At 66.2% G+C, this 12,943-nt stretch carries 17 protein-coding genes; 8 read left to right on the top strand and 9 right to left on the bottom strand.

Annotation, left to right across the window (positions count from 1 at the left end; all coding sequences use genetic code 11):
• Window positions 1–6: 6 nt before the first annotated feature.
• The 4 genes from B5520_RS19550 to B5520_RS19565 form a co-directional block, all read right to left on the bottom strand.
• Window positions 7–414, bottom strand: a complete 408-nt coding sequence (locus B5520_RS19550; RefSeq protein ID WP_079598732.1) for a four-helix bundle copper-binding protein — start codon at window positions 412–414, stop codon at window positions 7–9.
• Entirely contained in the window at window positions 411–998 is a 588-nt protein-coding gene (locus B5520_RS19555; RefSeq protein ID WP_079598733.1) for a hypothetical protein, read from the bottom strand. The genes B5520_RS19550 and B5520_RS19555 overlap by 4 nt, the downstream gene beginning before the upstream one ends.
• A 100-nt stretch (window positions 999–1,098) precedes the next feature.
• A complete protein-coding gene (locus B5520_RS19560) occupies window positions 1,099–1,347 on the bottom strand; it encodes a hypothetical protein (RefSeq protein ID WP_079598734.1) in 249 nt (82 codons plus the stop codon).
• 33 nt (window positions 1,348–1,380) lie between these two features.
• Window positions 1,381–2,274: a metallophosphoesterase gene (locus B5520_RS19565; RefSeq protein ID WP_079598735.1), complete on the bottom strand. Its 894-nt coding sequence runs from the start codon at window positions 2,272–2,274 to the stop codon at window positions 1,381–1,383.
• 273 nt (window positions 2,275–2,547) lie between these two features.
• Here B5520_RS19565 and B5520_RS19570 point away from each other — a divergent pair, with 273 nt between their 5' ends.
• The 5 genes from B5520_RS19570 to B5520_RS19590 all read left to right on the top strand — a co-directional run bounded on the left by B5520_RS19570 (window position 2,548) and on the right by B5520_RS19590 (window position 4,638).
• Window positions 2,548–2,832, top strand: a complete 285-nt coding sequence (locus tag B5520_RS19570; protein WP_079598736.1) for a DUF1540 domain-containing protein — start codon at window positions 2,548–2,550, stop codon at window positions 2,830–2,832.
• Between the two features lie 261 nt (window positions 2,833–3,093).
• Window positions 3,094–3,351, top strand: coding sequence for a hypothetical protein (locus B5520_RS19575; RefSeq protein WP_079598753.1), 258 nt, complete (start codon window positions 3,094–3,096; stop codon window positions 3,349–3,351).
• Window positions 3,351–3,596: a hypothetical protein gene (locus tag B5520_RS19580; RefSeq protein ID WP_079598737.1), complete on the top strand. Its 246-nt coding sequence runs from the start codon at window positions 3,351–3,353 to the stop codon at window positions 3,594–3,596. The genes B5520_RS19575 and B5520_RS19580 overlap by 1 nt, the downstream gene beginning before the upstream one ends.
• Window positions 3,593–4,309, top strand: a complete 717-nt coding sequence (locus B5520_RS19585) for a GAF and ANTAR domain-containing protein (RefSeq protein WP_079598738.1) — start codon at window positions 3,593–3,595, stop codon at window positions 4,307–4,309. Before B5520_RS19580 ends, B5520_RS19585 begins: the two co-directional genes overlap by 4 nt.
• 11 nt (window positions 4,310–4,320) lie before the next feature.
• The gene (locus tag B5520_RS19590; protein ID WP_079598739.1) at window positions 4,321–4,638 is read left to right on the top strand and encodes a hypothetical protein; all 318 of its coding nucleotides are present in this window, start codon (window positions 4,321–4,323) and stop codon (window positions 4,636–4,638) included.
• Window positions 4,639–4,651: 13 nt separating this feature from the next.
• Here B5520_RS19590 and B5520_RS19595 read toward each other — a convergent pair whose 3' ends face one another.
• Window positions 4,652–5,389, bottom strand: a complete 738-nt coding sequence (locus B5520_RS19595; protein ID WP_079598740.1) for a GAF and ANTAR domain-containing protein — start codon at window positions 5,387–5,389, stop codon at window positions 4,652–4,654.
• Between the two features lie 196 nt (window positions 5,390–5,585).
• Here B5520_RS19595 and B5520_RS19600 point away from each other — a divergent pair, with 196 nt between their 5' ends.
• Entirely contained in the window at window positions 5,586–6,917 is a 1,332-nt protein-coding gene (locus B5520_RS19600; protein WP_079598741.1) for a cytochrome P450, read from the top strand.
• Here B5520_RS19600 and B5520_RS19605 read toward each other — a convergent pair.
• A complete protein-coding gene (locus B5520_RS19605) occupies window positions 6,901–7,713 on the bottom strand; it encodes a carbon-nitrogen hydrolase family protein (protein ID WP_079598742.1) in 813 nt (270 codons plus the stop codon). The two genes, B5520_RS19600 and B5520_RS19605, sit on opposite strands and share 17 nt — an antisense overlap.
• Before the next feature lie 169 nt (window positions 7,714–7,882).
• Between B5520_RS19605 and B5520_RS19610 the strand changes: the two genes are divergently transcribed.
• Together B5520_RS19610 and ctaD are read left to right on the top strand one after the other, a co-directional pair.
• Window positions 7,883–8,776, top strand: a complete 894-nt coding sequence (locus tag B5520_RS19610) for an aa3-type cytochrome oxidase subunit II (RefSeq protein WP_079598743.1) — start codon at window positions 7,883–7,885, stop codon at window positions 8,774–8,776.
• Entirely contained in the window at window positions 8,776–10,527 is a 1,752-nt protein-coding gene (ctaD, locus tag B5520_RS19615) for an aa3-type cytochrome oxidase subunit I (RefSeq protein ID WP_079598744.1), read from the top strand. The genes B5520_RS19610 and ctaD overlap by 1 nt, the downstream gene beginning before the upstream one ends.
• An 87-nt stretch (window positions 10,528–10,614) precedes the next feature.
• On the opposite strand, the gene B5520_RS19620 is transcribed toward ctaD, so the two are convergent.
• From B5520_RS19620 to B5520_RS19630, 3 genes are all read right to left on the bottom strand, one after another.
• Window positions 10,615–11,133, bottom strand: a complete 519-nt coding sequence (locus B5520_RS19620) for a DUF2243 domain-containing protein (protein ID WP_079598745.1) — start codon at window positions 11,131–11,133, stop codon at window positions 10,615–10,617.
• A gap of 85 nt (window positions 11,134–11,218) precedes the next feature.
• Window positions 11,219–12,442, bottom strand: coding sequence for a chromate efflux transporter (gene chrA / locus B5520_RS19625; protein WP_079598746.1), 1,224 nt, complete (start codon window positions 12,440–12,442; stop codon window positions 11,219–11,221).
• A complete protein-coding gene (locus tag B5520_RS19630; protein ID WP_079598747.1) occupies window positions 12,439–12,786 on the bottom strand; it encodes an ArsR/SmtB family transcription factor in 348 nt (115 codons plus the stop codon). Before B5520_RS19630 ends, chrA begins: the two co-directional genes overlap by 4 nt.
• Window positions 12,787–12,943: the final 157 nt, after the last annotated feature.

A 12,943-nucleotide genomic window follows, 5' to 3' on the forward strand; every position in this document is an offset into this window, starting at 1 on the left:
GGCTCCTTAGGCGAGTGAGGTGAGCAGGTCAGCGCAGGCCTGTTCGCAGCGCCGGCAGGCTTCGGCGCAAACCTGGCAGTGGTCGTGCATGTCGGCGTGCCGTTCGCATTCCTCCGCGCAGGTCCTGCAGGCCGTGCGGCAGGCCTCCAGCAAGGCACGGGTGGTGGCGGGGTTGACGCCGGTGCGGCGGGACAGCACATTGCCCGTGGCGGCGCAGATGTCCGCGCAGTCCAGGTCGGTGCGGATGCAGGTGGCAAGATCCGCCACAATGTCCTCGCCCAGGCAGGCGTCAGCACAGGCGGTACAGGCCTGGGCGCACTCAAAGCAGGCGCTGATGCATTCGGCAAGCCTGGCCACGTCGATGTCACCGGGGTCCTTGGGGTATGCGTCAATCATGGACCGTATGTGGGTCATGCCTTGTCTCCTTTCCCTTGGTTCTGCTCCTTGCGTTCCCCCTCGGCCGCCGCCTGCTCCAGATCCTCGTCCGACAGGACCCGCTGGTCCGGATCTGCGGTGCCGCTTTGTGACGTGAAGCGGATTTTTTCCATGTAGGGGGTGGGTTCCTTCTTCCGGTACCCGGCAAACTCCTGTGCGTAATAGGCGCGGGCCTGCTCCACGTCCTTGGCGCCCGTCACGACGTCGTGCATCAGATTCAGCGCCAATCGGTTGGCTTCCTCGTCATGGCAGCGGGCGGACACTTCACCGGCGGTGCGTTCGATGATGACGCTGCCGTCAAAGCCGGCCAGCGCCGAGCCCTTGTCAGGCGGCACGGCGTAGTCAATGACGCTTTCCACAGAGTCGAAGTGCGGCGCCGGGAAGTTGTGTTCGTAGAACGCCTTGGTGGCAATGATGCGTTTCCATTCGCCGGCGTTGAACCACACGAGTGCGCTGGGTGTGGCTTCATCCGGTTCCCCGTACTTGTCCAGGACCAACTGTGCTGCTTCCCGCGATTCCTCCGGCCAATCTCCCAGGATTGAAGCTGCTGCGGCTTCAGCCATGACTTTGCCTTCCGTCCCTTATTGGCCGGACAAGCCAGCCCTATTGATAAGTAGACTTACTTGTTTCACGGTACCGGGATGGCGGCCGCTGGTACAGGGGTCAGGGATTTCCTCCCGCCCGGACCTTCGTAGCCTTCACCCCGCTGCTGGCCAGGTGCTCATACACGAGTTCCAGCACTTCCGAGGCTCTTTTGTTCAGCCGCCGCGACTCATCCAGCGCCCGGTCCAGCCGGGCCACCTCCGCGCGCAGCTCGGCGATGTCCGCCGCTGCCACGGCCAGCCGCAGGTTGATGTCATCCACCGGATTGCTCAAGGGCTCCTTCAAAGCGTCGCTCAGGGGTTCATACATGGCACTGCCCTTTCAGTCGATGGGTGGTACTGCTCAGTCGATGGGTTGGTACGGCGGGATGGTGATGGCCGCGGCCTCGAGCCGGCGCCGCGTTTCCTCCGCCGATATCGGCGTGCCGAAACTGCGGTACTTGCCCACCGGGACCACCGCCGTGACCAGGGTGCGGCCGTGGATGCGCACCAGGTTGAAGGAGCGCGCGCCGTCCCTGCCCTGCATAGCCCCGGAGGGAAGCGCGAGGTCCTGGGTGTAGCTGGTGGATGCGGCCACGGACACAGGAATGTTGGCGAACGTCGAAAAGAGGGAGCAGTGCGTGTGGCCGGAGAGGATACCGATCACGTCACTGCCCTCGAGGACCTGCGCCAGGCCCGTCTGGTTCCGCAGCTCGGACAGCACCGCGAGGTCCTGTACCGGGGGCACCGGCGGGTGGTGGAGCACCAGGAGGGTGCCGTCGTCGGCCGGCGCTTCCAGCTCCTTCGCCAGCCAGCGCAGCTGGTCCTCATCGATCTCGCCGTGGTGGAAGCCCGGGATGGAGGAATCCAGCACCAGCACCCGGAGGCCGCCCAGGTCATACCGGCGGTCCACCGGCCCGGGCCGCGGCTCCTCGTCCAGCATGATGCGCTGGAAGTTGGTGCGATCATCGTGGTTACCCATGGCCCAGATGATCCGTGTACCAATCCGTGCGGCATAGGCGTCGCAGACGGTCTTCAGCTGCCGGTACGCCTCGGCCTTGCCTTTATCCGTGAGATCCCCGGAGACGATGATGGCTTCAGGTTCCATCATGGTTCCCTCGATGGCGTCCAGGACCTGTACCAGCCCCGGCTTCGGATCCATCTCCCCATACAGCAGCCCCTCCGCGACGAAGTGCGGATCAGTAATGTGGACCAGCACATGGTTGGGAGCGGGGTATTCCGCCTGGAGGATCTGCATCAAAGGCCTTTCAGCTGGTCCCAATACGGCAGTGGCTAGCGCAGGAGGATCTGCTGGACGGGCTTTGCTTACCGTCGAAATGAACAACATAATAAGCACGCTTATGAAACCGGGGGAAGAGGTTCCCGGCGACTCGCCGGCGCACACCGCCACCGCGCCCCGGAAAACCGGGGAATTAGCGCACATTATTGGGTCTTTTTGATTGGGCCGTGCGGGCTTACGGTGGACCCACAGAGCCGCCCGTCCGGGTGGCCGGCCAAGGAGGACTTTCCAATGACAACGCACGTCGCGGACTGCAGCGTAACGAACTGTTCCTTTAACGACCATACGAACTGCAACGCCGCCGCCATCACCGTGGGCGGCGCCGAGAACCACGCCCACTGCGCCACGTTCATCGAGACCGGCCTGCACGGCGGCCTGCCAAAGGTCCTCGCCGATGTCGGAGCCTGCCAGCGCAGCGAGTGCATCCACAACGACCACCTGATGTGCAATGCACCTGAAGTCCACGTTGGCCCCGGCCGGGACAACGCCGATTGCCTCACCTACTCGCACGCCTAGCCCAAACTGACTGAAGGCTCCGGAGCGCCCGGGCGGCAACGCCCCCGGGTGCTCCGTTGCTGCCCCGGCACGATCCATGCGGCATAAGGCTGTCCCGCCATCCGGCTCCGTCCACCTGCTGTACAAACCCCTGCCCCGGCGAGTAGATTCGGAATGTGACGGGAATCATGGCCCGTCCTCCAGGCCACCTCTGCACAGGCCGTCGGAGCAGCTGCTGTAGCCCAACGGCGGCACATGTTGCAGAAGCGAAAGATCCCTATCGTGGCGACATCGCATTTCCAGCAGTTCCTAGAAGAAGCAACCATTCTCGATCCCTCCAGCGATTCCACGCTGGGGCCTGATTGCCTTTACGGCCTGTACGTCAGCTGGGCAACGCTGCACGGGATGACCCCGAAGCCCGATCAGGCCTTCCGCGCCGGCATGCTCCGGTGCGGGGTGGATGTCCACAACAGCCGGCTGCACATGACGGGCCCCGCCGCTGCCGACTACATCCTCAGCAGCTACCCGGCGGTGGCGTGATGTCCATCCATCCGGACCGCTATCGCCCCCGCAACATCCCGGACGTGCTGGTTTACGACGGGCAGTACATGCACTGCGGCGAGCCCATGGCTACCGCGGGCGCCGAAATGCGCAGCATCCGCGGCACCTACAACAGCAGGCAAATGCCCGAGACGCTGAGCGTCTACCTCGCCACCAGGGTGCTGCGCTGCGCCTGCGGTTTCCAGATGGAGATCCCGGACCAGAACCCCGCGGTGTTGGAATGACCAGGCTCCCCCTGGATGACTTGACCGCGACCATCGCGCGCATCCGGGGACTGCTGCTCACGGAGGAGAAGGTGGACCGTGCTGTTTCCCTCCTGGCCAGGGCCATCAAGGAATCCATGCCCGGCAATCCGGGAACCGGGGTTTCGCTGCTGGATGCCGGGGGAAAGCGCACCAGCAGCGCCTCCACGGACGCCATGGTGGAGCAGGCGGACGCCATCCAGTACTCGCTGGGCGAGGGTCCGTGCCTCACGGCATGGGCTTCCGAGGAAGTGGTCATTATTGACGACGTCCACACGGACGATCGCTGGCCGCGCTGGCGGGATGCCGTCCTCGGGATGCCGGTCCGTTCCGTGGTGAGCACGCCACTGATGGCCGGGAAGGAAGCGCTGGGCGCACTGAAGATCTACTCCGCCCTGCCGGGACAATATGACGAGTCCACCGGCCGGGTGCTGAGCCTGTTCGCGGGCACGGCCGCCACCCTCCTGGCGCACATCCAGGGCAGTGAGGCGCCGCTGAAGATGACGGAAAGCCTCAAGGCCACCGTGTCCAGCCGGGACCTCATCAACCGCGCCTGCGGCATGCTGATGGAACGGCACGGCGTCAGCCACGACCAGGCGATGCAGGAATTGATCAAAAATGCGCGGGCGGCAGGTGCCACCCTGGTTGAGGTCAGCGAACAGCTGGTCACCAGGGTGCCGCCTGCGGAACGGTAGGGGGTGCAGCCGTGGGTTTCGATCCACATGAGCCGGAACAGCGCAGCCAGCTCAAGGACGCCCTGTCCGCGGCTGACATCACTGTGGGCGAGTTGTGGCTGCGGTATTTCAGCATGAGCGGCAGCGCCGGCGAATATGAGGTCCACGCCTACCTGCAGGGCCTCATTTCCCTGCCCGTCACCCAGCGGGATCTGCTGGCCCTTGCCTGCAATGAGATGATCGCGGAGACCCCGCCGAAGTACGCACCGTACGCGGACCAGATTGTCGGCGCCGAGCCGGACGACGTCCCTTCAGGCGAAGTACGACGGCGGGACGCGCCGCCGTCGTAATGTCCCCTTCGCGTCACACGTCGAAGTGGGTGGTGACCGTGGGGTTGTCCGTCACCGAGGCGATGACCGAGGCGGCAAGGTCGCGGAGCTTGATGTTACGCGTGCTGGAGGCCCGCTTGAGGATGGCCATCGCTGTTTCCTGGCTGCAGCGGTTCTGTGCCATGATGGCGCCGGCGGCCAGGTTGATGGTGGTGCGCGACACCATGGCTGCGGCGAGGTCGTCCCGGGCATCGGTCAGCTGGGCGACGCGGAGCGCCAGCCTCAGCGACGAGCTTCCCTGGACGGCAAAGCTCTCCGCCCGGCCGATCGCTTCACTGGAGAACGCGTGCCTGCGTGCCGAATAGAGGTTCAGGGCCGCCTGGAACTCGCCGCCTCCACGGAACGGCACTGCCAGCATGGACCCGAGCACGCTGTGGTTCACGGCGGCCACATACTCCGGCCACCGGTGTTCGGTCTCCAGGTCCGGGACGTGGACTGTGGCGTTCTCCCGGAGGCTTGACAGGCAAGGCCCGTCCAGGAAGGCGTACTGGAGCTCATCCATGGCGAGGGCACGCGCATCGCTGCTGCCCGCCGTCGCAGCCTTCTTGCGCCGCACTACCGTGACCGAGCATGAGACGTCCTGCGCGGAGGACGACAGGTCGGCGGCAGCAGCCACCGCAAGTTCGTGGAGGAACTCCTCCACGTGGGAGCTGCTGAGCACCAGATCGTCCAGATGTACGCGGATTGATTCCGCAGTTATGTTTTCAGCCATGGCAGGCTTCCTGGTCATGCCCTGCGCGGGCCGCCCCCACGGGCCAAAAGCCGGGACCGTCACCGCCCGAAACCGTGCGGCCCTTCCAGCCTACGCCCCATGAGTGGTCCCGCACCCGCCCTGCTCCCCCCGACTACGGCTGCCCAGAACGGGTACGGGATTGTTAACCGTCCCCCACCAGCCGAGGCAGGCATCCATGACTTCCCTTCCCAAGGCCAGCGTCCGTGACACCGCCGGCTTCCTCCTGGACGTTTTCATTCCGACGGCGGCAAAAGGTCCCCTGCTCCGCCGGCCCCGCGCTGAGGCCTTGGCCGAGCGGCTGAAGCTGGACCAGCGGGCGGTCCGGCGGATGCAGGAGCTGGACCGGAAGTATCCGGAGGGTCCGCTGCTCCTCCGGCTGCCGGTCCGGAACCAGGCCGTGATCCTCCGGCCCGGGCACCTGCACGCCGTCCTAACCCAGTCCCCCGATCCGTTCTCGCCCGCGAGCAGCGAAAAGCGCGGCGCCCTGGCCCACTTCGAGCCGCGCAACGTCCTGGCCTCCACCGGCACCGAGCGGACGGTCCGCCGGGCGCTGCACGAGCAGGCCCTGGACACCTCCAGCCCGGTGCACCGGTTCGCTGACACCCTCCTGCCGGTGGTCCGCGAGGAAGCGGACGCCATGCTGGCCGCCGCCCAAGCCAAGGGCGTCCTGGACTGGGACGTGTTCAGCCGGTGCTGGCAGCGTGCCGTCCCGCGCATCGCCTTCGGTGACTCCGCCCGTGATGACCAGGAGCTGACGAAGATGCTGACCAGGCTGCGCAAGGATGCCAACTGGTCTGTGCTGAAGCCGCGGCGCACGGGGGTCCGGGACGAGTTCCTGCGTCGCGTCCAGGAACGGATAGACACCGCGGAGCCCGGCAGCCTGGCCTCTGTCATGCACTCGAGGCCGGAACCTGATGCGGCTGCGCCACAAGACCAGGTGCCGCAGTGGCTGTTCGCGCTGGAGACATCGGGGATGGCGGCGATCCGCGCCCTGGCCCTGCTGGCCACGCATCCCAACCAGGCACTGCTGGCTTCGGAGGAAATCACCAACGACAGCACCGGGGGCAGGCACCTCCCCTTCCTGCGGGCCACGGTGCTCGAGTCCGTGCGGCTGTGGCCCACCACGCCAATGATTTTGCGGCAGACCACGCGCGAGGTCAGCTGGGACACCGGAACCATGCCCGCGAAGTGCGGGGTCCTGATCTTCGTCCCGTTCTTCCACCGGAACCATCACCGCCTCCCGCAGGCCGACCGGTTCGACCCGGCCCTCTGGCTCCGCGATGACGACCAGGAGGACTGGGGCGTGGTCCCCTTCAGCGCCGGACCGGTCAGCTGCCCGGGCCGCCAGCTGACCCTGCTGCTCACCAGCGCCCTGTTGTCCTGCCTGCTGAAGGACACCTCGTTCGCCTTCCAGGACGGTCACCGGCTGTCCCCCGGCCGGCCCGTGCCGGGAGAGCTCAACCCCTATTCCCTGCGGTTCACTCCCACTGTCAGGGCAGGGGTTTAGGGCGGGGCACGACGGCGTAGCGCCGGTTCGCCAGCACCGGCACCCGGCTGCGCACCTGCTCCAGCCGGTCCCCGCTGAGGTCCGCCAGCACCAGCCCCGGCTCCTCACCTGCGTTGGCGATGACCACCCCCGCCGGGTCCACCGCCATGGAGTACCCGGTCGCCAGCGGTCCCGCCTGGTTGGCGGCCAGGACGTAGGCCGTGTTCTCGATGGCCCGTGCCTTGAGGAGGGTGGTCCAGTGGTCCTCCTTGCCCGGCCCGCGGATCCACATGGCCGGAACCAGCAGGACGTCCGCGCCGCCATCTACGGCCGAACGGGCGCTTTCCGGAAAACGAAGGTCATAACACGTGAACGCGCCGAACCGGAAGCCTCCCAGCCGGAACACCAGCGGCTCCTCGGGGTTACCCGCCGAAATTCCATCGCTTTCCCGGTAGCCAAAAGCATCGTAGAGGTGGACTTTGCGGTAGCACCCGAGGAGATCGCCACTGCTGTCCATGGCCACCAGGGTGTTATACGGAAGCCGGCCCGCCCCCTTCTCGTACGTTCCCACCACCACCGCGATCCCGTGCCGCTTGGCCTGGGTTGCGATGGCAGACACGAAGGGCCCGTCCAGGTCCTCCGCAACGGCGGCTACCGCGCCTGCACCCCCGCTGGTGGCAAAGAGGCTGGACTCGGGGAGCACCACCAGCTCCGCCCCCGCCCCCGCCCCTGCAGCCGACTCGATCAGCAAGCCCGCCGCCGTCGTATTTTCAGCAGGGTCCGTACCTGCGCTGAACTGGCCCAACGCCACCTTCATGGCTGCCCTTCCTGCCCGAAAACCATTTGCTGTCCCTGCTCTCCACGGCCGGGCTCCGGCCTCTTCCCATAGCATCCTCCCCGCGTTACTGTTGGCACACAACCGTCCGGCCAGGGGCTGGAGCGGCGGGCTCAAGCAGTTGGGCCTCTGGAGGCACTCCGGAGGGAGCATGGTGGGCGCCAAACCCTTGAAGAAGCATGTACGACGGCGGGTTACCGCCTTGCTCACGGGCCTCGGGGTCCTGGCGGCACTGACGTCCTGCAGTGCCGAAGTCCAGCGCGGCTTCCTTCCCGGCGAGCGGGACACGACGGACAACACTCCCCTGATCACCGACCTGTGGGTTAATTCCTGGATCGCGGCGGTCATCATCGGGATCATCACCTGGGGCCTGATGATCTGGGTGATCGTTGCCTACCGGCGCCGGAAGAACACGGTGGGGTTCCCGGTGCAGATGAGCTACAACCTGCCGCTGGAGGTCTTCTACCTCTCCGTGCCGCTCATGATCGTGGGCGTCCTCTTTATCTTTACCGACCGGGAGCAGCGGGCCATCGACACCCGGGACCCCAATCCCGACGTGATCATCGATGTCCGCGGCAAGCAATGGTCCTGGGACTTCGGCTACGTCAAGGAAGACGTGCATGAAGACCCTGGGGTCCAGGCCCACCTGAACGGCGAGTTCGGCACCCCGGACCGGCTGCCCACCCTGTACCTGCCGGTGGGGAGAACCGTGGAGTTGCAGCTGAACTCCCGCGATGTCCAGCACTCGTTCTGGGTGGTGCAGTTCATGCAGAAGCGCGACATGTACCCGGGCGAAAACCAGTACCACCGGTTCATCAACCTCACCCCCACCCGCCTTGGCGAATTTACCGGCAAATGCGCGGAGCTGTGCGGTGAGTACCACTCCGAGATGCTCTTCAGGGTCCGTGTTGTGACCCAGCAGGAGTACGACAGCCACATCGCCGAACTCCGGGCCCGGGGCAACACCGGCATCCTGGGCGACGAATACGACCGGAACCCGGCGCGGCCGGCCCTGGAAGAGGCACAGCAAAGGACGGAACCGTAATGACCACCACCCAGAACACGGGCGTCACCTCGGCCACCGCGGCGCCGTCAACGGTCAGGCGGCCCAAGGGCAGCATCGTGGTCAGCTGGATCACCTCCACCGACCACAAAACCATCGGGTACATGTACCTGATCGCATCCTTTGTGTTCTTCCTCCTGGCCGGTGTGATGGCGCTGCTGATCCGTGCCGAACTCTTTGAGCCCGGCATGCAGATCCTGCAGACCAAAGAGCAGTACAACCAGCTGTTCACCATGCACGGCACGCTCATGCTGCTGATGTTCGCCACCCCGCTGTTCGCCGGGTTCGCGAATGTCATCATGCCGCTGCAGATCGGCGCCCCTGACGTGGCGTTCCCGCGGTTGAACGCGCTGGCTTTCTGGTTCTTCCTGTTCGGCTCCACCATCGCGACGGCGGGTTTCATCACGCCGCAGGGCGCTGCCTCGTTTGGCTGGTTCGCCTATGCCCCGCTGTCCAACACCACCTTCACGCCGGGGATCGGCGGTGACCTGTGGGTGTTCGGGCTGGCGCTGTCCGGCTTCGGAACCATCCTGGGCTCGGTCAACTTCATCACCACCATCATCTGCATGCGCGCCCCGGGCCTTACGATGTGGCGGATGCCGATCTTTACGTGGAACACCCTGGTCACCGGCATCCTGGTGCTGATGGCCTTCCCGCCGCTGGCCTCTGCGCTGTTCGCACTCGGAGCCGACAGGAAATTCGGTGCCCACATCTTCGATCCCGCCAACGGCGGCGCCATCCTCTGGCAGCACCTCTTCTGGTTCTTCGGCCACCCCGAGGTGTACATCATCGCGCTGCCGTTCTTCGGCATTGTGTCCGAGATCTTCCCGGTCTTCAGCCGCAAACCCCTGTTCGGCTATAAGGGCATCGTGTACGCCACCATCGCCATCGGCGCCCTGTCCGTAACGGTGTGGGCCCACCACATGTACGTCACGGGTGCGGTGTTCCTGCCGTTCTTCGCCTTCATGACCATGCTGATCGCAGTGCCCACCGGTGTGAAGTTCTTCAACTGGATCGGCACCATGTGGGGCGGCTCCATCACCTTCGAAACCCCCATGCTGTGGAGCATCGGGTTCCTGGCAACGTTCCTTTTCGGCGGCCTGACCGGAATTATCCTGGCCGCCCCGCCGCTGGACTTCCACGTGTCCGACTCCTACTTTGTGGTGGCCCACTTCCACTACGTGGTGTTCGGCACCGTGGTGTTCGCGATGTTCGCCGGGTTCTATTTCTGGTGGCCCAAGTTCACCGGCACCATGCTGAACGAGCGGCTCGGCAAGATCCACTTCTGGATGCTGTTCCTGGGCTTCCACGCCACGTTCCTCATCCAGCACTGGCTGGGCGTGCTGGGCATGCCCCGGCGCTATGCGGACTACATGCCGGAGGACAATTTCACCCTGATGAACCAGTTCTCCAGCTTCGGCTCCTACCTGCTGGGCGCATCGATGATCCCGTTCCTGTGGAACGTCTACCACACCTGGCGGACCGGCAAGAAAGTCACGGTGGATGATCCCTGGGGCTTCGGCGCCTCGCTGGAATGGGCCACGTCCTGCCCGCCGCCGCGCCACAACTTCACCTCGCTGCCCCGGATCCGGTCCGAGCGGCCGGCCCTGGACCTGCACCATCCCGAGCTGAGTGTTCGTGAGCACGCGCCGGTGCACGGTGTAGCAGCGGACGTCTTGGGCGCCGCCGACATCGGCGAGCGGGACGTCCGGAGCCCGGACCCGAACCAGTAGCGGACTGCGTTTTTCCACCCCAAACGCGGGGTCACTCCCGGCCCAATTCCGACAGTTTATTGGGCCGGGAGTGACCCCGCGTTGCAGTTAGCTGGCCGGGTTTTCCCGTTTGCCCTGCCGGAACAGGAGCCAGCCCGCCGCAACCAGGAGCGCGCTCAGGCCCAGGAACCCGAGATCCCAGGCCAACGGCCCACCCAGGTCGTCCCGCACGTGGTGGATTTGCAGCAGCTGGTGGTTGACAAGGCCTTCGACGACGTTGAACACGCCCCAGCCGGCCAGCACCAGCCCGGTGTGGAACCGCCGGCTCGCGGACAGCCGCCCCTGCCGCCGGGCCCGGACCGTGAGGATGGCGGCGGCCACCACCAGTACCCACATGGCGCTGTGGAAGAGGCCGTCGGCCAGGGTGTTCAGTTCCAGTCCGGCCACGGTTTTGGTGTTGCCGCTTTCGGTGTGGCTGAGCATGTGGTGCCACTGCAGCAGCTGGTGCAGCACGATGCCGTCGACGAAGCCGCCCACGCCCATCCCGAACAGGAACGCGGGCGCCGCGGCAGGAGACACGGCCCGCCCGGTGGGCCCGGCCGATGAGCTGTGGGCTTCCTGTGCCATTCTGTTCCCCCTCGCCTGGTGAGTCCTTCCACCCAGTCCCTACCCGCCGTCGGACGCGCTAACCGCCGTGAGCCCCCAGGAGAACCTAGCCGAGCAAGCCCAGCACGACGCCCCCGGCCGCGCCGACCAGGACCACGGCCCACGGCGGCGTCTTCCAGGCGATCAGCAGCACGAAGCACACAAGGCCCAGGCCGAACGCGCCCGGCCCCGTGATCGCAGTGGTGAACACCGGGTTGTAGAGGGCCGCGGCGAGGATCCCGACCACGGCAGCGTTCGCACCGCGCATCAGCGCCTGGGCCTGCGGCCTGGACCGGAACCTGTTCCAGAACGGCAGCACGCCGGTCAGGAGGAGGAAACCGGGCAGGAAGATCCCGGCCAGTGCGATGGCGGCACCGGCGACGCCTCCCGGGCCAAAGGCGGAGAGCGTGCCCAGGTAGGCGGCGAACGTAAACAGGGGCCCCGGCACTGCCTGCGCCGCACCGTAGCCGGCCAGGAACTGTTCGGAGGTGACCCAGCCGGGGTCCACCACGCCTGACTGCAGGAGGGGCAGGACAACGTGCCCGCCGCCGAAGACCAGTGCCCCCGCACGGTAAAACGCGTCAAACAGGGTGAGGCCCGCCGAACCCACGGCCGGCGCCAGCAGGGGCAGCCCCAGCAGCAGGGCAAGGAACAGGACCAGGCAGACGGTTCCGGCCGCCCGGCTGACAGGGAACCGCATCATCCCCGTGACGTCGCCGGTCCCTGCGCGGCAGACAAACAGCCCGGCCAGGGCGCCGATGAGGATGGCGGCAATTTGCCCGAGCGAGCCGGCCAGCAGGATGGCTGCCAGGGCCGCCACCACGGCAATCGTGGCCCGCTCCCGGTCCGGGGACAGGGCTTTCGCCATCCCCCACACGGCCTGGGCAACGATGGCCACCGCCACGATTTTCAGGCCCGTGAGGATGCCCGAACCAATGGCTCCCTGCAACAGCGATGCGCCGGCGGCGAATGCCACCAGCAGGGCCGCCGAGGGCATGGTGAAGGCGACGAACGCAGCGAGGGCACCAAGGGGACCGGCGCGGTGCAGGCCCATCCCGTATCCCACTTGGCTGGAAGCGGGGCCGGGGAGGAACTGGCACAACGCCACAAGGTCCGCGTATTCCTTGTCGTCCACCCATTTGCGGCGTTCCACCAGCTCGTCGCGGAAGTAGCCCAGGTGGGCGATGGGCCCTCCGAAGGACGTGAATCCCAGCTTCAGGAAAACCCGGAAGACTTCCCACACCGAGCCCCGGGCGGTGGCCGTCGCGGGGCTGCCGGCAGCAGCCGTCACAGGGCTGCCACGAGCCCGGCCGCATGTTCCAGAGCGCCCGGGACGATGGAGTAGTAGGCCCAGGTGCCCCGCTTCTCGCGGTGCAGCAGGCCGGCGTCCACCAGGATCTTCAGGTGGTGCGAGACCGTGGGCTGACCGAGGTCGAGGGGTTCGGTCAGGTCGCAGACGCAGCGTTCACCGGACTCCCCCGCCTTCACGAGCGAGAGCAGGCGCAGGCGGTTCGGGTCGGAGAGCGCCTTGAAGACCAGCGCCGCTTCCTTCGCCTCCTCTGCCCCCAGCGCCGGGCCGGCCGGCGGGCAGCAGGCAGGGTCCAGCAACGGATCAAGTGTCTGCGAAGCGTTCATACCTCCCATTATGCCGCTGCATTGACGCTCATCAATGTTTGACCCTGTATCCGGGTGGGGGCCCTGTTGCCTCATTGCAATACCTCCGGGAAGACTAATACGTTGCCTCAAATGAAAACCTCCGCTTCTGCGTGATCGTTGCCTCGTTGCAGAGGCT

It is taken from the genome of Arthrobacter sp. P2b, from assembly GCF_900168295.1.
GTDB lineage: Bacteria > Actinomycetota > Actinomycetes > Actinomycetales > Micrococcaceae > Arthrobacter.